This window comes from Bacillus cereus group sp. MYBK108-1, from assembly GCF_051917185.1.
Taxonomy (GTDB): domain Bacteria; phylum Bacillota; class Bacilli; order Bacillales; family Bacillaceae_G; genus Bacillus_A; species Bacillus_A cereus.
This window is the reverse complement of sequence record NZ_JBQAHZ010000042.1, coordinates 1-21,473: the sequence shown is the minus strand read 5'-3', so window position 1 is coordinate 21,473 and position 21,473 is coordinate 1. Positions and strand designations below refer to the sequence as shown.

Here is a 21,473-nt window from a genome sequence, read left to right as displayed (position 1 = left end):
CGAGAATGCTTTTTTGCTGCGACTCTAGAAAGTTAATACCTTATCTTAATTTCCATTTCTGAAAAGTTGGCATTGCTAATGGTAAATAGAAGAGTATAGCAAGTTGAAATGGACAAGTGGAGTGTTACGTTAAATTCAAAAAACAGATTTTCATGAGTAGAATTTTATCATTGTATGCTTTACTTGTTTTTTAGTAGTATTATTCTGCTTGAAAAAAGATAAACAATGGAACAAATGAAACTTGTATCTTGTCTATATATTGAAACCATAATAAAAGTGAGGGCAGTTTTTATGTTTATTCAAATAAGTTTGAGGTGTGGAAATGGAACAGACGTTTATTGAAAAGTGTAATCATGATGAGCTGGACTATGTTATAAAAGACTATTGGCAAGATGTATGGAATTATTCATTTATTATTACGAAAGATCCACACTTATCAGATGATATCACGCAAGATGTATTTATAAAGGTGTTTAAAAATTGGAATTCATTTCGAAAGGAGTCATCTATTAAAACGTGGATTTTAAAAATCACAAGAAATACGGCAATAAACTATTTGAAATCCTCCTATTTTAAAAGGATATCTTTAATAGGATTTTTTAGTGACGATAAGCAATCCCTGTCAGCAGAACAAGAATTTTTTAACCAAGAAGAGATGAATGAGGTGTGGAAGGTTGTATTAAAACTACCTAAAAAGCACCGTGAAATAATTATATTGGACGCAAAATATGAATTATCATATGAAGAAATGGCTGAAACATTAGGAGTATCCATTGGAACTGTAAAATCGAGATTAAGTAGAGCGAGAAGTAAGGTTTCAAAATTAATAGGGGAGGGTAGTAGTGATGAACAATAAACAAAATCCTGACTGGTATAGAAAAATAAAAAAAGGCCCAATGGAGAATCGTAAAGATGAAGAAGAATTTATTTCTAAAATAAAGCAGTCTATATACGAAAATAATGAAGTGGATTTTGTAAAACATAAAAGACCATTTCATAAAAAAGCATTACCTATTGTAGTTGTTTTAGTTTGTACAATGTTATTTTTCATTGTTCAACAACCTTGGCTTGATGATAATAAATCACCAGTACAAAGTAGTACTCAAATTAAGCCTAAAACAAAAGATGAGTCTGCTCAAGATCCATCATTAAAACAATTTATGAATGAACTATATCAAAGTACGAACTCAAAAAATGAAAATGACCTGTACAAAGCGTTAAATGATGAAGTTCTATTTAAAGGGAAGAGTTATAAGAAGGATGAACTGAAGTTTGATGAAGATATTTTTCATGAGTTGCAAGTCGCCCTTACAATGGGGGGAGAGTTTGGAAATGATACAAAGCAAGTATATAAAGTACCAAGTGGATTGACGGAAAGTAACCAACCAAAGCAAGCACATTTTATATATGCAACTGTTACTGGAAATAAAACAAAAATTTTAGCAGAACCAAAGCGAGAATCACAAGTTTTATATGAAGTATCTAATGAAATGGTAAAAGCTTGGATTCCAGAAAAAGTGCAGAATGATGGATATATAAAAATATCGACAATTAACGGTAATACTGGATATGTACAGAAAGAGTACATTTTAACTGATATTAAATATTCATTTATGTTCGAAAAGAATAATGAAGGTATATGGAAAATAATAAATATAGATTCTATATGGTAAAAGAGGAAGGTTCACTTTAATGAACCTTCCTCTTTGTTTTTATTCTCTTTTTGAAGAGTATTCCAGTACTCTAAAATTTCTGATGTAACGAGAGCGGCAATGTTTTTTTCGGAATTACTGCCAGGAATAACGACAGAAACGGCAATTTGTGGATCTTCAGTAGGAGCATATGCAATGAAAAGAGAATGATTTATCATTCTTTCTTGCTCATTTGGAAAACCTGTAATACCTGTTTTACCTGCGACGTCAAAGGGCAACTTTTTAATTTCCTCTATATTTTGACTCATTCCACCTTGCACGACACTCCAAAAGTTCATCGGGTAACGATTTGAACTTTCTAAAATGGTTTTAAACTTTTTGGTTTCCTTACCATCTTGACCAATAATCGCACTTACGATTTGAGGTTTATATTTATCACCTTTACTTGCCAATGTTGCTGCATATTGAGCGAGTTGAAGAGGAGTATGCACTTCATTTCCTCCCCAAGAGGCATTTAATAAAGCAGAAATCCCATTTTCAAACTTATTAGAAGGATGGAATTCATACTGACCGTCTTCTTCAAAGGGTAAATCAATCCCGGTTTTAGAACGTAGGCCGAATTGCATTAAATAATCTGTCCATATATGTGCCACTTTTTCTATATTTCCATTATTTTGGTTGAATAAGGGCAGAGCTACTTTTGCTGTCATAAATGTGTTAGATGAATTAATGATAGCCTGCCTCGGTGTAATCTCACCTGTTGGTGTTCCAGGTGCATTCGTAATGTTATTTTGATTATCATACTGAAAAGTACCTTTATCTAAATAAGTATCTTCGGGTTGAAAAAGTTTTTCGTTTAATCCAATTAAAATAGTAAGTGGTTTTATAGTAGAAGCCATATTTACATAAGATTCACCATACTTTAATTTCTGAATCGCTTTATTTTGCGAAAGAGATTTAATATTTTCTTTTCTAGAAGATACATGTGTATTTAATATATTTGGATCAAAAACTGTCGAGTTGACCATAGTTAAAATCGCGCCAGTTTTTGCATCGCTCACTACAGCATAACCAGCTTTAGCATCAGGTGTTTTCTTAATTTGCGATCTTAATGCTTCTTCTGCCTTTTGCTGCAACTCAGAGTCTAAAGCTAGCCGTACATCTTTTCCTTTTTGTACTTTTTGAATGTTCCATAAGAACTTTTTATTATTCAATTTAAAAATAAGAGTTTTACCTGGTTTTCCTTTTAAATCATTTTCATATTGCAGCTCAATCCCGCTTTTTCCAACAGCCATATGCTTTGAATTAAGGTCATTTTCTACATACCCAATTACTTGTGAACCAATTTCGTGTTTAGGATAATATCGAATCCATTCATCTTTAATTATTACATTATTGGGTTTGTTTTTGTTTATGAATGCAAGTTCATTCTCAGTTATATCAGAGTATAACGGTATATCATTCATAGTCTGCTTTTTACAAGATTGTTGTAATTGAGATTTTATGTTCTCTGTAGAAATATCATGTTGAAACTCGCTTGAAAATTGATTAAAAAAAGCTAATGTGCTTGATGTATCTTGTTTCGATAGCTTTTCATCATTAGAAGTGCAATATAGAGACTTAGCTTTCTTATTTGTAGCTAGTATTGCACCATTTCGATCAAAAATCTTTCCTCTTTCAGCTGAAGAAGTTGCGATAGTAATTGAAATGAAGTTGATTTTTAATAAAATTAGTAAAATCAAACCTACAATAGAAAGAACCGCAAATAATCTCCATCTTTTTGTATGTAACATATAACCCTCCCTTATGTAGCTTACTTCATCTTATATTTAATTATTTTTTTTGTAAATGTGGAACAACTGTATTGTTTAGGTTGTCTATTAAGTATTACAGCATGAAGAAAGGAATAATCAATATGAAAAGTTACTAGCAAGCCTATGTGTAAAATATAATATGAGTCACATTGCAAGCGACAAAAAACAAGTGAGAAAAAAGGAAGGGAGATTTATCAATTACGCGGCTATACAAAAAGGAATTAATACTTACAAAGATTTAGAAAAAAAGATAAGACACTATTTATAACCGAATAATGGTTTCAAATATATAGGGAACGTTTAAGTATTAGTGAGGAGTTCCGGAAGAATTATATGGAGGATTTATGAAAGAACAAAAAGGAAAGAAACAGAAGACATATATATCTATTCGGTTAAATATTATGTTCCTTTGCATATTTTTACTATTCTCAGCTATTATTATGCAGCTAGGGAAAGTACAAATTGTGGAGGGAGAGGCTTATAGGAACCAAGTGGAAAGTAGTCAAAATGCAATAACTAGTATTCCAGTTCCACGTGGACAAATTTTAGATCGAGAAGGGAAAACAGTCGTTAATAATAAACCTCTTCGCACAATTACGTATACAAGGGTAAAGGGGATTACGAGTGAAGCTATTTTAAAAACAGCAAAAGACTTGGCGGAAGTACTTGAAATGCCCGAACAAGACATAAATAAATTAACCGATATCGATAAAAAAGATTTTTGGATGCAGTTGAATTCGAAACGTGCGGAGACAAAGATTACTAAGAAAGATATAGAAAAGTTTAAAGAAAAGGGTATAGAGGGGAAAGAGTTAGATAAAAAAATAGAAGACTTAAGACGAGGTCGCGTTACAGAGGTAGAATTAGCAGAATTAACAGCACAAGATTTAAAGGTGTTAGCTATTAAAAGTAAAATGAGTTCAGGTTATCAACTAACACCACAAATTATAAAAAAAGATGTAACAGATGAAGAGTATGCGCGGATAAGCGAAAATCTTGGAGATTTTCCAGGAGTAGATGCCACTGTTGATTGGGAACGTAATTATGTAAATGGTAATTTATTTCGTTCTATATTAGGAAATATTACGAGTAGTGAAGAAGGATTACCGAAAGAAAATTTAGATTCTTATTTAGTACGTGGATATAACCGTAATGATCGTGTTGGAAAAAGTTATATTGAACAACGATATGAAGATGTATTACACGGCACGAAAGAAGAAGTGAAAAATATTACTGATAAATCAGGAAACATTGTTAGCACAGAAATAATCTCTAAAGGAAAAAGTGGTAATAGTTTAACATTAACGATTGATATGGAATTACAAAAGAAAGTGGAAGAAAGTATAGAGAAAAACTTGAGAGCTTTTAAGAGTTCAGAGCCACTGCTCGATCGAGCTTTTGTTGTCATGACAAATCCAAATAACGGACAAATTTTATCTATGGCAGGCAAAAAGATTGTAGAAAAAGAAGGGAAAATAGAGGTTGAGGATTTGGCGTTAGGTAACATGACAACTTCGTATGAGCTAGGGTCAGCTGTAAAAGGTGCTACTTTATTAACTGGATATGAGACAGGGGTAATACATCCAGGAGATCAATTTTATGACGCGCCGATGAAATTTAAAGGTACACAAGCTAAAAAATCGTGGAATGTATCCGGATTTGGTAATATTAATGATTTACGAGCTTTACAAGTATCTTCAAATGTATACATGTTCCAGACAGCTTTAAAAATTGCGGGAGTTAATTACGTACCAAATGGCTCATTGGATATTAAACAAGGAGCATTTGATACGATGCGCTATTATTTCAAGCAATTTGGTTTAGGTGTCCCAACAGGTATTGATTTACCGAATGAAATAATTGGACAAACGAGAAAAGTAGATAGTCAACCTGGTTTTTTACTAGATTTTTCTATCGGTCAGTATGATACGTATACGCCGTTGCAATTAGCGCAATATATTTCAACGATTGCGAATGGTGGTTATAGAATGCAACCTCAAATTGTACAAGAAATACGAGAACAATCAATAAAAGAAGAGGTTGGCAAAGTTATACGGTCCATAGAGCCTGTCGTATTAAATCGAATTGATATGAAGAAAGAACATATTGATTGGATAAAAGAAGGGTTTAGATGGGTATTCCAAGAAGGTGATGGAACTGGCGTGAAGTATTTCAAAAACGCGCCATATAAACCAGCAGGAAAGACAGGAACAGCCCAAACTGTATATGGTGGAGATGACCCGATTGGCAGAAATGCAAAAGGAGAACGTATGGAATGTTACAACTTAACGTTAATTGGATATGCTCCATATGATAATCCAGAAGTAGCATTTTCTGTAGTAGTTCCATGGCTTCATGATGATAAAAATGGAATTAATTCTATAATTGGAAAGGAAGTTTTAGATGTATACTTTGATTTGAAACAGCAACGTATACATGGTGAATCTACTAGTACAGGTAGTTCTAAGCAAAATTAAGATACTTTTCTCAGGGAAGAGAACCTGTTTGTATAAAGCCATTTATAAGAAAAAATGAAATGTGAAATAAGAGATAGCGGCGATCATAGCTACTATCTCTTATTTTGTTAATAACTCTCATACTAGCTATAAAATTTTTTTCAGTTTATGGAACAAATTTGGTTCGGTGATTGTCTATTATGTGTACGTATAAAAAGGTACTAAAAATTTGGAAGGAATGATGATTTTGAAAAATAAGAGGATGCTAAAAATAGGAATATGCGTTGGTATATTAGGTTTAAGTATTACAAGCCTAGAAGCTTTTACAGGAGGGGCACTGCAAGTTGAAGCGAAAGAAAAGACTGGACAAGTGAAACATAAAAATCAGGCGACGCATAAAGAGTTCTCTCAACTTGAGAAAAAATTTGATGCTCGATTAGGTGTATATGCGATTGATACTGGTACAAATCAAACAATCTCTTATCGATCTAACGAAAGATTTGCCTTCGCATCAACCTACAAGGCTTTAGCAGCAGGAGTATTACTACAGCAAAACTCAATTGATTCATTAAATGAAGTAATCACATATACGAAAGAAGACTTAGTGGATTATTCACCTGTTACAGAGAAACATGTAGATACTGGAATGAAACTAGGAGAAATTGCTGAGGCAGCTGTTCGTTCAAGTGATAATACTGCAGGGAACATTTTATTTAATAAAATAGGAGGACCTAAAGGATATGAAAAAGCGCTTAGGCATATGGGGGATCGGATTACTATGTCTGATCGCTTTGAAACAGAATTAAACGAAGCTATTCCAGGAGACATTCGTGACACTAGTACAGCGAAAGCTATTGCTACGAATCTTAAAGCTTTTACGGTCGGAAATGCACTTCCTGCTGAAAAACGTAAAATTCTTACAGAGTGGATGAAAGGAAATGCTACAGGAGACAAACTTATTCGTGCAGGCGTACCAACTGACTGGGTAGTTGGAGATAAATCAGGTGCTGGCAGTTACGGGACAAGAAATGATATTGCTATCGTTTGGCCTCCAAATAGAGCACCAATTATCATCGCAATTTTATCTAGTAAAGATGAGAAAGAGGCAACTTATGATAATCAACTCATTGCAGAGGCAACTAAAGTTATAGTTAAGGCTCTTAGGTAATAGTATTTTAGTTTTCGCATTTTTAACATGAAAGTATTAAAAGTATAAAGTTAGAAAACGACTCTTTTCGTGTGATAAGAGTCGTTTTTGTATTCTTATTATTAAAAAGGTAAAAGTAAAAATATAACGAATATATATGACATATCTCATATGAAATTTCATGTACTGTATTATTTTATTAATTTAAATAAATTTCAAGAAAGTATAATATAATTCAGTTAGCATATAGAAGTGTTTGATGAGAATGTAAAGGAGAAAATATGAAAAAGAAGATTAATAGAATTGTAATGATTATTTGTATATTAGTAGGTTTTACAATCTTTTTATATTTACAGAACAATTTAATAAGTATAACTGAGGTTAAAATAACCTCTAGTAAAATACCATCCTCTTTTAAAGGGGATAAAATTCTACAAATTTCAGACTTACACAATAAAAAATTTGGCGATAATCAAGATGTGTTAATTCAAAAAATAAAAAGTATAGACCCAGATATTATTGCGATTACGGGTGATTTAATTGACAGTAAATCATACGATGCAGAAGTTAGTATGCAATTAATACGAGAAATTGTAAAGAAATATCCTGTATATTTTGTGACAGGAAACCATGAACAATGGTCTGGAAAGTATAACAGTTTAGAAAAAGAGTTGAAGAAATATGGTGTCAATGTTTTAAGGAATGAACATGTAGGCATTCGAAAGGGTGAGCAAGAAATAAACTTGCTAGGTATTGATGATCCAGAGTTTGGTACTGGAAACCGTGATGAAGGAAATATTATAATAGATGAAATTAAAAAAGCGAAAATTGAAATGCAGCCAGATAAATATAATGTATTATTATCCCATCGGCCTGAATTTATAAAGGAATATACGAATGAGCGGTTGGATTTGGTTTTATCGGGACATGCTCATGGAGGGCAAGTTAGATTGCCATTTATCGGAGGATTAGTTGCGCCAAATCAAGGTGTTTTACCTAAATATACAGCGGGTTTATATGTAGAACAAAATACATCAATGGTAGTGAGTAGAGGATTAGGAAATAGTATCATTCCGCAAAGGATTTTAAATAGGCCAGAAATTGTAGTCGTGCAGCTAAATTAAGCTGTACGATTTTTTTTATACAAAAATGAGTAAAGGGGCTTTCTGTATTTTGCAGGAGTAAACATTACAATTTTGTTAAAAATTTTCTACGTTACATAAAGTAACAAAATTTGACCCTCAGTGTTTGTTATAGTGTAAATAATCAAAAAACTTAAAATTTGTCGAGTGAAAATTGTGATAAGTAATTCATGTAAAAAACTTAAAGGGGTGTACACATGCATAAAGAATATGAAATTGAAGAATACACGGCGATTGAGGAACAAATCCATTATTATTGTAAATGTTTATTAGTAAGTCATCCTGATCAAATAATAAAGTATTTAGAAAAAAGGTTAGAAAAATATGCAGAAACATTACAATATGCACATTTATATCCTGACACAGTTATTTTACCGTTACAGCAATTAGTTATCGAATATTCTTTAGACGTTGCTAGAATTCGGAAGTATATGAATTTAAAAACGTAAAGTGAAATTTATAGTTTAAATGAAACAGAGTCGACTTTAGGAAATGAAATTCTAATGTCGACTCTGTTTCATTGTTTAATATCGGTGATTGAACATACATACTAATCAACGAAGTTTGACATATAATTAAGCAAGAGTAAAATAAAAGTGAGTACTCACTCATTTTTATTGGAAAAGGAGGATGAAACGTGCAACAACCTTCAATTATTTTACGGACTGTATCAAAAAGTTTTGGAAAAAAAGAAGTGTTACACAATCTTTCATTGCAAGTTGAAAAAGCAGAGATTTTTGGTTTGGTTGGACCTTCTGGATCGGGGAAAACAACGCTCATTAAAATGATTGCAGGTATTAATGAGGCAACGAAAGGTGAAGTGCTTGTTAATAATACTAATATGCCTAATTTAAATGAAATGAAACGAATTGGTTATATGGCCCAGGCGGATGCATTATACGAAGAATTGTCAGCATATGAAAATGCAGATTTTATAGCAACGATGTATGGACTAAAGGGAAAACGTAAAAAGACAAGAATTGCAGAGGTTTTTGAACTTGTACAATTGTCACAGTATATGAAAAAGCAAGTACAACAATTTTCAGGTGGAATGAAAAAACGCTTATCATTAGCAATAGCACTCCTTCACGAACCAGAAATATTAATTTTAGACGAGCCTACAGTGGGGATAGATCCACTTCTTAGAAAAACGATTTGGGAAAAATTTTATGATCTTAAAAAGAAAGGCACAACGATTATTGTAACGACGCACATTATGGATGAAGCTGAATTTTGTGAGCGTCTAGGATTAATTAGAGAAGGGAAACTAGTTGCGGTTGGAACAACTGAAGAATTGAAAAAACGCGTGTCATCTGGACGGATTGAAGATGTCTTTTTGTTGGAAGAGGTGGTGTCATCATGAGAGTTACTGGTGTAATCATTCGTATTATTCGCCAATTTTTTCGAGATAAGCGTTCGTTAGCGATGATGTTTGGGGCACCAATGTTATTACTTTGGCTATTATCGCTAGTGTTTACACAAAAAGACTATATACCGCAAATTGCTGTTGTTGATATGCCCGCTCAAATAGTAAAAGTGATGAAAAATCAAGAAGCGTCAATTTATGAATACAGTAAAGAAAAGGCGATTTTTGAGTTGGAAAAACAAAAGGTAGATGCAGTATTTCGAATAGAGAATGGAAAAATGAAACTTCTGTTGGAAGGTAGTGATTCGTCAAAAAATCGTGCTGTACTTCAAGTATTGCAAAAAAGCACAGAGAAGAATGATGTATCGATTATGAAACCTGAAGTAAATTATTTACATGGCTCTAAAGACTTTACGATGTTTGATGGGCTTGGTCCTGTATTAATTGGTTTCTTTACATTTTTCTTTGTATTTATATTATCAGGTGTATCTTTCGTAAGAGAACGTTTAAGTGGTACGCTAGAAAGGTTATTATCCACCCCAGTAAGAAGATGGGAAATAGTCGCAGGTTATATTATTGGTTTTGGAATCTTTGCCTTTATACAATCCATTATTATCGTAAGTTTTTCCGTTTATATTTTAGATTTATACGTAGCTGGCTCCATATGGCTAACGTTACTTATTACATGTATGCTCTCTTTGACTGCACTAACATTAGGTACGTTTTTATCGGCATACGCAAATAATGAGTTTCAAATGATTCAATTTATACCGCTTGTTATTGTGCCACAAATCTTCTTTTCTGGATTGTTTCCAATGGAATCTATGAATAAGTGGCTACAAATGTTAGGGAAAGTATTTCCACTCACATACGGCGCTGACGCAATGAGACAAGTGATGATTCGGAATCAAGGGTTTACAGAGATTGTATTAGATCTTACTGTATTATTACTTTTTTCACTATTATTTGCAGTAGGAAATGTATTTGCTTTAAAGAAACATCGCAAAATATAATAATGACAAAAAGGAGCTTTATACATGCAGAAGGATTGGCTGGAGGAATTAATAGCTGCAACTAATACAGATAAACGAAATGAACGTCAAATGCGAATATTAGAGGCGGCTGTTGATATGTTTGGAGAAAAAGGATACGCTTCAACTTCAACAAGTGAAATTGCAAAGCGTGCTGGTGTAGCGGAAGGAACCATCTTCCGCTACTATAAAACAAAAAAAGATTTATTACTAGCGGTCGTAATGCCAACTTTAACTAAGTTCGCTGCACCATTTTTCGTACAAACCTTTGCAAAAGAAATATTTAAATCGGATTATGAATCATACGAAGGACTTTTAAGGGTTGTAATTCATAATAGGTTTAAATTTGCTCAAAAACACTTTCCTATGATAAAAATATTAATTCAAGAGGTGCCATTCCAACCAGAACTGAAAAATGAAATACAGCAATTAGTAGAAACAGAACTGTTTTCACATTTCAAAAAGTTGATTGTGAAATTTCAAGAAGAAGGGGAAATTATTGAGATACCACCATCTTCCGTACTACGTCTTACTTTATCAGCTGTATTAGGTTTATTATTAACACGATTTTTATTATTGCCTGAAGAAAAATGGAATGATGAAGCGGAAATTGAAAATACGATTCAATTTATATTGTATGGATTAACTCCACGATTTTAATCGTTGAAGTGTGAATTACATACATTACTTTTAAGTAAAAATAAATCGCCTTTAAAAAGGCGATTTATTTTCATTATATATTTTTGATAAATAAGTACTTGTTTACTAAAAACATTCTAAATCAGCGTGTTTCTTTGTCTCTTCTTCTAAGACCTAATAATCCTGCTAGTCCTAATAAACCAAGCCAAGCCCAATTATTATTTTTATCACGATTATCATTTAAATCATTTGTTGTATTTACATTTCGAGTTCTTACATCATTATTAACTCTGTCTAAGTTATTGTCATTTACTCGAGTTGAAATATCAGTGTTATTAACTCTATTCATATTATTTCCATCGTATTCAGCTTGCGTAGATGTACCTAAAAACATAATAGATAGTGCTAAAACACTTAAGATAGATGATAATTTCTTTTTCATAACAATCCCTCCTTTCTTAATCATTAATTTCTCCGAAGCATGTGTGTATTATTCATTTCACAATATCTAAACCCTCATTAATAGGGCGCACATTTATAGAAAATAGAGTTGAATGATTGTTAATATATCATTGGATATATATTTCTCATAAAAATAACTGAATCAAACTTTGCTTAAAATGTTAATCTTAGTACAATTTATATTATACGGGCTAGCAATAAGGAGGTAATAAGATGCGACAATTTGCAAAACCTACAATCGTCGTAAGTAAGTGTTTAGAATTTGATGCTTGTCGTTATAATGGAGAGATGATTCCAGATGTAACAATACGAAATTTGCAGCCATTTGTTACATTTATACCTGTTTGTCCAGAAGTGGAGATTGGATTGGGGACTCCTCGTGAAACGATACGAATTGTAGAAGAAAATGGTGAGAATAGACTTGTGCAACCGTCGACACGAGAAGATGTAACTGAAAAAATGGAGCAGTTTTCAAATGACTTTTTACAAACGATACCGGATGTGGATGGTTTTATTTTAAAGAATCGTTCACCAAGTTGTGGTACGCGTGATGTGAAAATTTATTCTGGTTTTGAAAAAGCGCCAGCAAAGGGAAAAGGAGCTGGCTTATTCGGCGGAGCAGTAGTAAAAAATTTTTCGCATCTTCCTATTGAAGAGGAAGGTAGATTGTCGAATTTTATTATTAGAGAGCATTTCTTTACAAGGTTATTTACAATCGCATATTACAAAATGATTAAACACAATAAAAATATGAAAGAACTTGTATCGTTTCAGTCGGACAATAAATATTTATTTATGGCATATAATCAGGTGAAACAAAAGGAATTAGGTCGTATAATTGCAAATCAAAAAAATGAAAAGATTGAAGTGGTATTTGAAAACTATGAGAAGACTTTATATGAATTATTTATGCGTGCGCCCCGTTATACATCGAATGTAAATGTATGCGAGCACATTTTTGGATATTTTAAAACAAAGTTAAAAAAACAAGAAAAAGATCATTTTATAGAACTGTTACAAAAGTATGCAGAAAAGAAAATACCACTTAGTAGTTTACTTACAATATTAAAATCATGGGCTATTCGATTTGATGAAAAGTATTTATTAAGACAAACGTATTTCGAACCATACCCTGAAGCATTAGTAGAAATTTCTGATTCGGGAAAAGGTAGAGATTATTAAACAATAAATTACATAATTCGACACAAAATCTCCTATGTTGTTGTAGAACAATGTAGGAATTTTTTTGTGCATTAGTACAGAATCTGTTTTAAAATTAAGTTATGACAGAATTGTAGCAATTGTCTAACTAATATTCTTGTCTTTTAAGTTGTTATGTTTGTAGTAGAAACTCGCACGCTGTCGAAACTCAATATTCGATAAGGGGTGTGTAGCGGAATGGAATTTACTCTAACTCGCGAAAAACAAATGATTAAAGAAATGGTACGTGACTTTGCTGAAAAGGAAATCGCACCGAAAGCTGTATATTATGACAAAACTGCAGAGTTTCCATATGAAACATTTCAAAAAATGGGCGAACTAGGATTATTAGGCATCCCATTCCCAGAAGAGTATGGAGGTTCAGGTGGCGATACTGTATCGTATGCGTTAGCAGTTGAAGAAATTGGTCGCGCTTGTGGTGGCACTGGTTTAAGCTATGCTGCAACAATTTCATTAGGTGCTTCTCCAATTTATTATTTCGGTACAGAAGAACAAAAACAAAAGTATTTAGTTCCAATGGCGTCAGGTAAAACATTAGGTGCCTTCGGATTAACGGAGCCGAATGCTGGATCAGATGCAGGTGGTACTCAAACGAAAGCGGTACTAGATGGCGATGAGTATGTAATCAGTGGTGAGAAGTGTTGGATTACAAACGCAGAGTATGCAAATACCATTATTGTAACCGCTGTCAACGGTGTTGAAGAGAATGGTAGAAAACGCATTTCAGCATTTATCGTACCTACTACTAGTGAAGGATTAACGATTTCTAGTCCTTACGATAAAATGGGCGTTCGCGCTTCTAATACTTGTGAAATCGTACTTGATGGTGTTCGTGTACCGAAAGAAAATATTCTTGGTGATGTAAATAAAGGTTTTAAACAATTTTTATATACACTTGATGGAGGACGTATTTCAATCGCAGCATTGGCAGTTGGTATTGCGCAATCAGCCTTTGAACGTGCATTGCAATATGCGAAAGAACGTCAACAATTTGGAAAGTCAATCTCTAATTTCCAAGCGATTCAATTTAAATTAGCTGATATGGCGACTGAAGTAGAGCTAGCACGCAATTTAGTACATAAAGCAGCTTGGTTAAAAGATAACGATAAACCTTTCGGTAAAGAAGCGGCAATGGCAAAACTATTTGCATCAGAAGCGGCAAGCCGTATTGCGAATCAAGCAGTACAGATTCATGGTGGATATGGCTATATGCGTGAATATGAAGTTGAACGACATATTCGTGATGCGAAACTATTAGAAATTGGTGAAGGAACTTCTGAAATTCAACGTCTCGTAATTGCTAGACATTTAGGATGTAGATAAAAGGGAGGAATCACTATGTTTCAAAAAATATTAATTGCGAATCGCGGGGAAATCGCTGTTCGTATTATGAAAACTTGTCAAAAACTTGGCATTCGCACTGTTGCTATTTATTCTGAAGCAGATGAAAATGCCCTTCATGTGAAAATGGCAAATGAAGCTTACTTAGTAGGTGGACCGCGTGTCCAAGAAAGCTATTTAAATCTTGAAAAAATTATTGAAATAGCTAAGAAGACAAATGCAGAAGCAATTCATCCGGGTTATGGTTTATTATCAGAGAATCCGTCTTTTCCGGTTCGCTGCAAAGAAGAAGGAATCGTATTTATCGGTCCTTCAGAAGAAATCATTACGAAGATGGGAAGTAAAATTGAATCACGTATCGCAATGCAAGCAGCAGATGTCCCAGTAGTCCCAGGTATTACTACAAATATTGAAACTGCTGAAGAAGCAATTGAAATTGCAAAACAAATTGGTTATCCATTAATGCTTAAGGCATCCGCAGGCGGCGGAGGCATTGGTATGCAGTTGATGGAAACTGAGCAAACGCTCACCAAAGCGTTTGAAAGTAATAAAACAAGAGCGCAAAACTTCTTCGGTAACGGAGAAATGTATTTAGAGCGATATATAGCAGATGCGCATCATATTGAAATTCAGCTTTTAGCAGATACACATGGTAACACAGTGTATTTATGGGAGCGTGAATGTTCGGTACAGCGCCGAAATCAAAAAGTAATCGAAGAAGCACCTTCACCATTTTTAGATGAAGGTACACGAAAGGCGATGGGAGAAGTTGCTGTACAAGCTGCCAAAGCACTTGGCTATACAAATGCAGGTACAGTTGAGTTTCTTGTAGATAATCAGAAAAATTTCTATTTCTTAGAAATGAATACGAGATTACAAGTAGAGCATCCAGTGACAGAAGAAATTACGGGATTAGACCTTGTAGAACAGCAACTCCTTATCGCAAGTGGAGAGAAACTATCATTTACTCAGGATGATGTAAAACGTAGTGGTCATGCCATTGAAGCTCGTATTTATGCAGAGGATCCGAAAACATTCTTCCCGTCACCTGGGAAAATTACAGATTTAACATTACCGTCAAATGTACGAATTGATCACTTCTTAGAAAATCATGTAACGATTACACCTTTCTATGATCCAATGATTGCGAAAGTCATTGCACATGGCGAGACTCGTGAAGAAGCAATTTCGAAATTACATGATGCTCTAGAAGAATTAAAAGTAGAAGGTATTAAAACGAACACGCCAATGCTACTGCAAGTTTTGGAAGACGAAGTGTTCAAAGCGGGTATTTATACAACGGGTTTTGTAACGAAACAACTCGTTAAAAAATAAGATCTAACAATATTAAGGGGGAAAAAATGATGACGAAAGTATACGCATCGATGGCAGGAAACGTTTGGAAGATTGTTGTAGGAGTAGGAGATACAGTAGAGGAAGAGCAGGATGTCGTCATTTTAGAATCTATGAAAATGGAAATTCCAATCATTTCAGAAGAAGCCGGCACAGTTATGAAAATTAATGTGCAAGAAGGCGATTTTGTAAATGAAGGAGATGTATTATTAGAAATTGAATAGGGAGATATAGGGGGAAGCGAATTGAAACTACCTAATTTTGCTGTCATTAAAGAAGTAGGACCACGTGATGGTTTACAAAATGAAAAAAAGATTGTTGGCACAAAAGATAAAGTAAAATGGATTCAACTACTTACAGAAGCAGGATTGTCGTATGTTGAAGTTTCCTCATTCGTTCACCCAAAATGGGTCCCAGCATTAGCGGATGCAAATGGTGTGTTTTCTGAGCTGAAAAGGGATCCAAATGTTACATATGCTGCGCTTGTTCCGAACCAAAATGGTTTGGAACGAGCTTTTTTGCAAAATGTAGATGAGGTGAATGTTTTTTTATCAGCAAGTGAATCTCATAATAAAAGTAATATTAATAAATCGATTAAAGAAGCGTTAGTTGTAATCGAAGATATAACAAAACAGGCATTATTCGAAGGGAAAAAGGTAAGAGGCTATGTTTCTACTGTATTTGGATGTCCTTATGAAGGGGATATAAGTGTCACAGCAGTTGACGAATTATGTAATCAACTATTTTCATACGGCATTTATGAAGTTTCTCTTGGGGATACAATCGGTGTAGCGAATCCATTACAAGTAGAACAAGTATTAGAACATCTATTAAAGAAGTATGATGCTTCGCAGTTTGCCATGCATTTTCATAATACGTATGGAATGGCTCTAGCAAATGTAGTTAAATCATTAGAATACGGTATTACAACATTTGATAGTTCTTGTGGTGGACTCGGGGGCTGCCCTTATGCACCAGGAGCATCAGGTAATGTTGCTACTGATGACCTAGTACATATGCTCCATAAATTAGGAGTTCAAACGAATATAGACGAAGAAAAGTTATTGCGAGCTAGTCAATTTATTCAAAGTAAGCTAAATATCCAATTACCGAGTCATGTGTATAGAGCGCTTCAACATAAAACGATAAGTAGGTGAGAAGATGCTACAATTACAAAACATTTCAGTTGATTATGTAACACCTCACGTTGTAAAGATTTCGTTATATCGTGAAAGACAAGCAAACTCATTATCTTTAGCGTTATTAGAAGAGTTACAAAACATATTAACTCAAATCAGTGAAGAGTCCAATACGCGTGTAGTTATTCTAACAGGTGCTGGTGAAAAAGCATTTTGTGCTGGTGCTGATTTAAAAGAACGTGCTGGTATGAATGAGGAACAAGTTCGCCATGCTGTTAGTATGATTCGCACGACTATGGAGATGGTTGAACAATTACCACAGCCAGTTATTGCTGCTATAAATGGAATCGCACTTGGTGGTGGTACGGAATTAAGTTTAGCTTGTGATTTTAGAATTGCTGCTGAATCTGCAAGTCTTGGTCTTACTGAAACGACACTTGCAATTATACCAGGAGCGGGTGGTACACAGCGCTTACCGAGATTAATTGGTGTTGGTAGAGCGAAAGAATTAATTTATACAGGTAGACGTATTTCAGCGCAAGAAGCAAAAGAATATGGTTTAGTAGAATTTGTTGTACCAGCTAATTTACTTGAAGAGAAAGCGATTGAAATAGCAGAGAAAATTGCTAGTAATGGACCTATTGCTGTTCGATTAGCAAAAGAGGCAATTTCAAATGGTATTCAAGTTGATTTACATACCGGATTACAAATGGAAAAACAAGCGTATGAAGGTGTAATCCATACGAAAGATAGATTAGAAGGATTACAAGCATTCAAGGAAAAACGCACACCAACGTATAAGGGGGAGTAAATATGTTAGATCAAAAACAACAATCTAATTCATTTGAAGAACGAGTTGAAACGATTAAACAAGGCGGCGCACCAAAGTATCATGAACAAAATAAAGCAAAAGGAAAATTATTTGTTCGAGATCGTTTAGCGCTTCTATTTGATAATGGCGAATATGTAGAAGATGCATTATTTGCTAACTGTGAACAAGCAGGCTTACCTGCGGACGGCGTTGTAACGGCAACGGGTAAAATACATGGTCGTACTGCATGTGTAATGGCCAATGATTCTACTGTAAAAGCTGGATCATGGGGATCACGCACAGTTGAAAAGATTTTACGTATTCAAGAAACAGCTGAAAAACTACGTGTTCCGTTATTTTATTTAGTCGACTCTGCTGGAGCGCGCATTACAGATCAAGTAGAAATGTTCCCAGGGCGCCGTGGTGCAGGAAGAATCTTCTATAATCAAGTGAAATTATCAGGTAAAGTTCCTCAAGTATGCTTATTATTTGGACCTTCTGCAGCTGGTGGTGCCTATATTCCAGCCTTTTGCGACGTTGTAATGATGGTAGAAGGAAATGCATCTATGTATTTAGGATCTCCTCGTATGGCTGAGATGGTTATCGGTGAGAAGGTAACTTTAGAAGAGATGGGCGGAGCTCGTATGCATTGCTCTGTATCAGGATGCGGAGATGTTTTATGCAAGACAGAAGAAGATGCGATTACACAAGCAAGACAATACATTTCATATTTTCCAAATAACTACTTAGAAAAGACTCCATTGGTTACACCTCAAGAACCGAAACAATTCGATAAAACGTTAGAACAAATCATTCCAGAAAATCAAAATGCTCCTTTTAATATGAAAGATCTCATTAATAGAGTTATTGATGAAGGTTCATTCTATGAAGTGAAAAAATTATTTGCTCAAGAGCTAATTACAGGCTTAGCACGTATTGATGGTAAGCCTGTTGGTATTATTGCAAATCAGCCGCGTATGAAGGGCGGCGTATTATTCCATGATTCAGCTGATAAAGCTGCTAAGTTTATTAATTTATGTGATGCATATCATATTCCATTATTATTCCTTGCGGATGTACCAGGATTTATGATTGGAACAAAAGTAGAGCGTGCTGGTATTATTCGCCATGGTGCAAAAATGATTTCTGCAATGAGTGAAGCAACTGTACCGAAGATTTCTATCGTTGTTCGTAAAGCATATGGTGCTGGTTTATATGCGATGGCAGGTCCAGCATTTGAACCAGATTGTTGCCTGGCATTACCGACAGCCTCTATTGCGGTAATGGGTCCAGAAGCTGCGGTTAATGCTGTATATGCAAATAAAATTGCAGCTTTACCAGAAGAAGAGCGTGCTAGCTTCATTGCTGAAAAACGTGAAGAGTATAAGAAAGATATTGATATTTATCATTTAGCATCAGAGATGGTGATTGATGGTATTGTTCATCCAAACAATTTACGTGAAGAATTAAAAGGACGTTTCGAAATGTATATGAGTAAATATCAAGTATTCACGGATCGTAAACATCCTGTATATCCAGTTTAAAAGCCCTATTTAGGGCTTTCTTGCTCAAAAAGTTAAGGAGGGGAAAACATTGAAACAAGCAGTTTGGTTTCCAACAGAAGAGTACAAGGAAAAAACACGTTTATATGGTTGGATGAAATCATTGGGATATGAAGATTATGAAACTTTTTATAATAAATCTATCGAGGAAACAGCTTGGTTTTGGGGAGAGGCAGAAAAGGCAGTAGGCTATCAATGGATGAAACCTTATACAGACGTGTTAGATTTAGAAAATGGTACACCGTTTGCACAGTGGTATAATGGCGGAACATGTAACGTTGTAGAATCAGCTTTATCCCGCTGGCTTGCGGATGAAGAGACGAGAATACAGCCAGCACTTCAGTACGAAGGGGAAAATGGAACTTCAAAATCATTTACATATGAAGAGCTTGACAACTGGGTAAGTCGTGTTGCAAATGGTTTGAAACACGCGGGTATTGAGAAAGGTGACCGTGTAACAATTTATATGCCGATGATTCCAGAAACAGTTGTTGCGATGCTAGCTGTAATGAAAATCGGAGCAATTATTTCACCAATATTCTCAGGCTTTGCGTCTGATGCAGTCATGACACGTGTGCAAGCGGCAGGTTCAAAAATGATTATTACCGCAGATGGATTTTCACGCCGAGGTAAAATTGTTTCTTTAAAAGATGAAGTAGATAAAGCTTGTGAACATTGCCCAACTGTTGAAAAAGTTGTTATCGTTCGTCATGCAGGAAATGATTTTACACCACATAACTATGACTTTTCGTGGAGTACGCTAGAAAAAGAAAAACCATTCATACATGCCGAGGAAATGCAAAGTGATGATCCATTAATGCTCATTTATACATCAGGAACGACTGGTAAGCCGAAAGGAACAGTACACACGCATGCAGGGTTTCCTTTGAAAGCAGCTTTTGATGCAGGATTTGGAATGAATATTAAACAAGGTGATCGTGTATTATGGGTAACTGATATGGGCTGGATGATGGGGCCGTTTCTATTATTCGGTTCACTCATTAATGGAGCAACGATGGTTATGTACGAAGGTGTTCCAGACTTCCCAGAAGCAGACCGGTTATGGGAGACAGTTGATAAATATGAGATTACTCATCTAGGTATTTCGCCAACGTTAATCCGAGCATTGATGGCAAAAGGTGATGAGTATGTCAATAAACATTCTTTAAAGAGTTTGGAAGTATTCGCATCAACAGGAGAACCTTGGAATCCTGATCCATGGATGTGGCTGTTTGAAACAGTTGGAAAAGGAAATGTCCCAATCTGTAACTACTCAGGCGGAACTGAAATCTCTGGTGGGATTTTCGGTAATGTTCTTATTAAGCCAATAGCACCGATTAGTTTTAACGCATCTTTACCAGGAATGGCAGCTGTCGTACTGGATGATCAAGGTAAACCAATTCGAGATGAAGTCGGAGAATTATGCTTAGAGAAACCTTGGGTAGGTATGACGAAAAGCTTCTGGGAAGATGATGAACGTTACGTAAACACATATTGGTCGCGTTTTGAAAATAGATGGGTCCACGGTGACTGGGTCATTTACGATGGTGAACAATATATCATCACAGGGCGTTCAGACGATACGTTAAATATTGCAGGTAAACGTATTGGACCTGCTGAATATGAATCTATTCTTGTGAAACATAACGATGTAATCGAAGCTGCTGCAATTGGTGTACCTGACGAAGTAAAAGGTGAAGTTTGTCATTGTTTTGTAGTGTTAAGAGATCATGTAACATTCACAGGAGAATTAAAGAAAGAATTAATGAGTTTAGTAAACTCTCATATTGGAAAAGCGTTGTGTCCTAAAGACATCCACGTTGTAGAAGATTTACCGAAAACACGTAATTCTAAAGTAATGCGCCGTGTTATTAAAGCAGCTTACTTAGGAAAAGAATTAGGTGATTTATCATCGCTTGTAAATCCTGAAGTAGTTCCGTTTATTCAGGGGTTACAGTCTAGTAAATTATAAAGTTAGAAAGGATCTCTATATAAATAGAGATCCTTTTTTTATGTTTATAAAAAGAAAAGAAGTGAATTTGATGAAGAAGAAAAATTTTACTATTAGTGTTAAGTATGTTTTTTAGTTTTAATCAAAATACGATATTATGGAATGTCTATTCAATGTAGAAATACTAATTTACAACAACAAGGTGATGACAAAGCGTGACTGCTTATATGTCTGTTTAAACCTTTACGTGTTAATATATAAAAAGCTGACTATAAGTGAAGTGACCCCTAAAAGTTAGACACGGTTATTTCATTAGGCAGCTTGATAAAAATGAGTCCGGTATTGCACCGGGCTCATTTTTAATTTTGCCTTTATCCGTTTTGTAT

General features: G+C 34.6%; 19 protein-coding genes. 17 read left to right on the top strand and 2 right to left on the bottom strand.

Annotation, left to right across the window (positions count from 1 at the left end; all coding sequences use genetic code 11):
- The first annotated feature begins 322 nt into the window (after positions 1-322).
- Together ACTFSL_RS29860 and ACTFSL_RS29855 are read left to right on the top strand one after the other, a co-directional pair.
- Positions 323-856: an RNA polymerase sigma factor gene (locus ACTFSL_RS29860; RefSeq protein ID WP_000438330.1), complete on the top strand. Its 534-nt coding sequence runs from the start codon at positions 323-325 to the stop codon at positions 854-856.
- Complete coding sequence (locus tag ACTFSL_RS29855) at positions 846-1,673, top strand: SH3 domain-containing protein (protein ID WP_074553476.1); 828 nt, start codon at positions 846-848, stop codon at positions 1,671-1,673. The genes ACTFSL_RS29860 and ACTFSL_RS29855 overlap by 11 nt, the downstream gene beginning before the upstream one ends.
- 11 nt (positions 1,674-1,684) lie before the next feature.
- Here ACTFSL_RS29855 and ACTFSL_RS29850 read toward each other — a convergent pair whose 3' ends face one another.
- On the bottom strand, positions 1,685-3,445 hold the full coding sequence (locus ACTFSL_RS29850) for a peptidoglycan D,D-transpeptidase FtsI family protein (RefSeq protein WP_135277588.1): 1,761 nt from the start codon (positions 3,443-3,445) through the stop codon (positions 1,685-1,687).
- Positions 3,446-3,810: 365 nt separating this feature from the next.
- On the opposite strand from ACTFSL_RS29850, the gene ACTFSL_RS29845 reads away from it, so the two are divergent.
- The 7 genes from ACTFSL_RS29845 (at position 3,811) to ACTFSL_RS29815 (ending at position 11,268) form a co-directional block, all read left to right on the top strand.
- Positions 3,811-5,943 carry a peptidoglycan D,D-transpeptidase FtsI family protein gene (locus tag ACTFSL_RS29845; protein ID WP_135277586.1) on the top strand — a complete coding sequence of 711 codons (2,133 nt, stop codon included), beginning with the start codon at positions 3,811-3,813 and terminating at the stop codon, positions 5,941-5,943.
- Between the two features lie 220 nt (positions 5,944-6,163).
- Positions 6,164-7,090: a class A beta-lactamase Bla1 gene (gene bla, locus ACTFSL_RS29840; RefSeq protein ID WP_002164538.1), complete on the top strand. Its 927-nt coding sequence runs from the start codon at positions 6,164-6,166 to the stop codon at positions 7,088-7,090.
- Between the two features lie 260 nt (positions 7,091-7,350).
- Positions 7,351-8,193, top strand: coding sequence for a metallophosphoesterase (locus tag ACTFSL_RS29835; RefSeq protein ID WP_135277584.1), 843 nt, complete (start codon positions 7,351-7,353; stop codon positions 8,191-8,193).
- A 215-nt stretch (positions 8,194-8,408) separates the two neighbouring features.
- Positions 8,409-8,660: a hypothetical protein gene (locus ACTFSL_RS29830; RefSeq protein WP_000548621.1), complete on the top strand. Its 252-nt coding sequence runs from the start codon at positions 8,409-8,411 to the stop codon at positions 8,658-8,660.
- Positions 8,661-8,848: 188 nt separating this feature from the next.
- Entirely contained in the window at positions 8,849-9,574 is a 726-nt protein-coding gene (locus ACTFSL_RS29825) for an ABC transporter ATP-binding protein (protein ID WP_135277582.1), read from the top strand.
- A complete protein-coding gene (locus tag ACTFSL_RS29820; RefSeq protein WP_001266721.1) occupies positions 9,571-10,590 on the top strand; it encodes an ABC transporter permease in 1,020 nt (339 codons plus the stop codon). The genes ACTFSL_RS29825 and ACTFSL_RS29820 overlap by 4 nt, the downstream gene beginning before the upstream one ends.
- A gap of 24 nt (positions 10,591-10,614) precedes the next feature.
- On the top strand, positions 10,615-11,268 hold the full coding sequence (locus tag ACTFSL_RS29815; protein WP_001168184.1) for a TetR/AcrR family transcriptional regulator: 654 nt from the start codon (positions 10,615-10,617) through the stop codon (positions 11,266-11,268).
- 121 nt (positions 11,269-11,389) lie between these two features.
- Here the strand turns inward: ACTFSL_RS29815 and ACTFSL_RS29810 are convergent, their stop codons facing one another.
- The gene (locus ACTFSL_RS29810) at positions 11,390-11,689 is read right to left on the bottom strand and encodes a WGxxGxxG family protein (RefSeq protein WP_000728157.1); all 300 of its coding nucleotides are present in this window, start codon (positions 11,687-11,689) and stop codon (positions 11,390-11,392) included.
- Positions 11,690-11,922: 233 nt separating this feature from the next.
- Here ACTFSL_RS29810 and ACTFSL_RS29805 point away from each other — a divergent pair, with 233 nt between their 5' ends.
- The 8 genes from ACTFSL_RS29805 to ACTFSL_RS29770 all read left to right on the top strand — a co-directional run bounded on the left by ACTFSL_RS29805 (position 11,923) and on the right by ACTFSL_RS29770 (position 21,108).
- The gene (locus ACTFSL_RS29805; RefSeq protein ID WP_001248640.1) at positions 11,923-12,891 is read left to right on the top strand and encodes a YbgA family protein; all 969 of its coding nucleotides are present in this window, start codon (positions 11,923-11,925) and stop codon (positions 12,889-12,891) included.
- Between the two features lie 216 nt (positions 12,892-13,107).
- Positions 13,108-14,253, top strand: coding sequence for an acyl-CoA dehydrogenase (locus ACTFSL_RS29800; RefSeq protein ID WP_000397282.1), 1,146 nt, complete (start codon positions 13,108-13,110; stop codon positions 14,251-14,253).
- A 15-nt stretch (positions 14,254-14,268) separates the two neighbouring features.
- A complete protein-coding gene (locus tag ACTFSL_RS29795; protein ID WP_000486749.1) occupies positions 14,269-15,606 on the top strand; it encodes an acetyl-CoA carboxylase biotin carboxylase subunit in 1,338 nt (445 codons plus the stop codon).
- Positions 15,607-15,632: 26 nt separating this feature from the next.
- A complete protein-coding gene (locus ACTFSL_RS29790; protein ID WP_001987345.1) occupies positions 15,633-15,848 on the top strand; it encodes an acetyl-CoA carboxylase biotin carboxyl carrier protein subunit in 216 nt (71 codons plus the stop codon).
- Positions 15,849-15,869: 21 nt separating this feature from the next.
- Positions 15,870-16,781, top strand: coding sequence for a hydroxymethylglutaryl-CoA lyase (mvaB, locus tag ACTFSL_RS29785; protein WP_088338788.1), 912 nt, complete (start codon positions 15,870-15,872; stop codon positions 16,779-16,781).
- Positions 16,782-16,785: 4 nt separating this feature from the next.
- Positions 16,786-17,574, top strand: coding sequence for an enoyl-CoA hydratase (locus ACTFSL_RS29780; RefSeq protein WP_000939818.1), 789 nt, complete (start codon positions 16,786-16,788; stop codon positions 17,572-17,574).
- Positions 17,575-17,576: 2 nt separating this feature from the next.
- Positions 17,577-19,118, top strand: coding sequence for an acyl-CoA carboxylase subunit beta (locus ACTFSL_RS29775; protein WP_088338787.1), 1,542 nt, complete (start codon positions 17,577-17,579; stop codon positions 19,116-19,118).
- A 49-nt stretch (positions 19,119-19,167) separates the two neighbouring features.
- Positions 19,168-21,108 (top strand): AMP-binding protein, encoded by a 1,941-nt coding sequence (locus ACTFSL_RS29770; RefSeq protein WP_135277580.1) that lies wholly within the window; start codon positions 19,168-19,170, stop codon positions 21,106-21,108.
- The last annotated feature ends 365 nt before the right edge of the window (positions 21,109-21,473 follow it).

Coding starts and splice junctions, on each gene's coding strand:
- bla (WP_002164538.1), top strand. CDS start 6,164: ATGATTTTGAAAAATAAGAGGATGCTAAAAATAGGAATATGCGTTGGT.
- ACTFSL_RS29815 (WP_001168184.1), top strand. CDS start 10,615: ATGCAGAAGGATTGGCTGGAGGAATTAATAGCTGCAACTAATACAGAT.
- ACTFSL_RS29800 (WP_000397282.1), top strand. CDS start 13,108: ATGGAATTTACTCTAACTCGCGAAAAACAAATGATTAAAGAAATGGTA.
- ACTFSL_RS29820 (WP_001266721.1), top strand. CDS start 9,571: ATGAGAGTTACTGGTGTAATCATTCGTATTATTCGCCAATTTTTTCGA.
- ACTFSL_RS29795 (WP_000486749.1), top strand. CDS start 14,269: ATGTTTCAAAAAATATTAATTGCGAATCGCGGGGAAATCGCTGTTCGT.
- ACTFSL_RS29810 (WP_000728157.1), bottom strand. CDS start 11,689: ATGAAAAAGAAATTATCATCTATCTTAAGTGTTTTAGCACTATCTATT.
- ACTFSL_RS29790 (WP_001987345.1), top strand. CDS start 15,633: ATGATGACGAAAGTATACGCATCGATGGCAGGAAACGTTTGGAAGATT.
- ACTFSL_RS29835 (WP_135277584.1), top strand. CDS start 7,351: ATGAAAAAGAAGATTAATAGAATTGTAATGATTATTTGTATATTAGTA.
- ACTFSL_RS29805 (WP_001248640.1), top strand. CDS start 11,923: ATGCGACAATTTGCAAAACCTACAATCGTCGTAAGTAAGTGTTTAGAA.
- ACTFSL_RS29775 (WP_088338787.1), top strand. CDS start 17,577: ATGTTAGATCAAAAACAACAATCTAATTCATTTGAAGAACGAGTTGAA.
- ACTFSL_RS29860 (WP_000438330.1), top strand. CDS start 323: ATGGAACAGACGTTTATTGAAAAGTGTAATCATGATGAGCTGGACTAT.
- ACTFSL_RS29780 (WP_000939818.1), top strand. CDS start 16,786: ATGCTACAATTACAAAACATTTCAGTTGATTATGTAACACCTCACGTT.
- ACTFSL_RS29845 (WP_135277586.1), top strand. CDS start 3,811: ATGAAAGAACAAAAAGGAAAGAAACAGAAGACATATATATCTATTCGG.
- ACTFSL_RS29830 (WP_000548621.1), top strand. CDS start 8,409: ATGCATAAAGAATATGAAATTGAAGAATACACGGCGATTGAGGAACAA.
- ACTFSL_RS29855 (WP_074553476.1), top strand. CDS start 846: ATGAACAATAAACAAAATCCTGACTGGTATAGAAAAATAAAAAAAGGC.
- ACTFSL_RS29850 (WP_135277588.1), bottom strand. CDS start 3,445: ATGTTACATACAAAAAGATGGAGATTATTTGCGGTTCTTTCTATTGTA.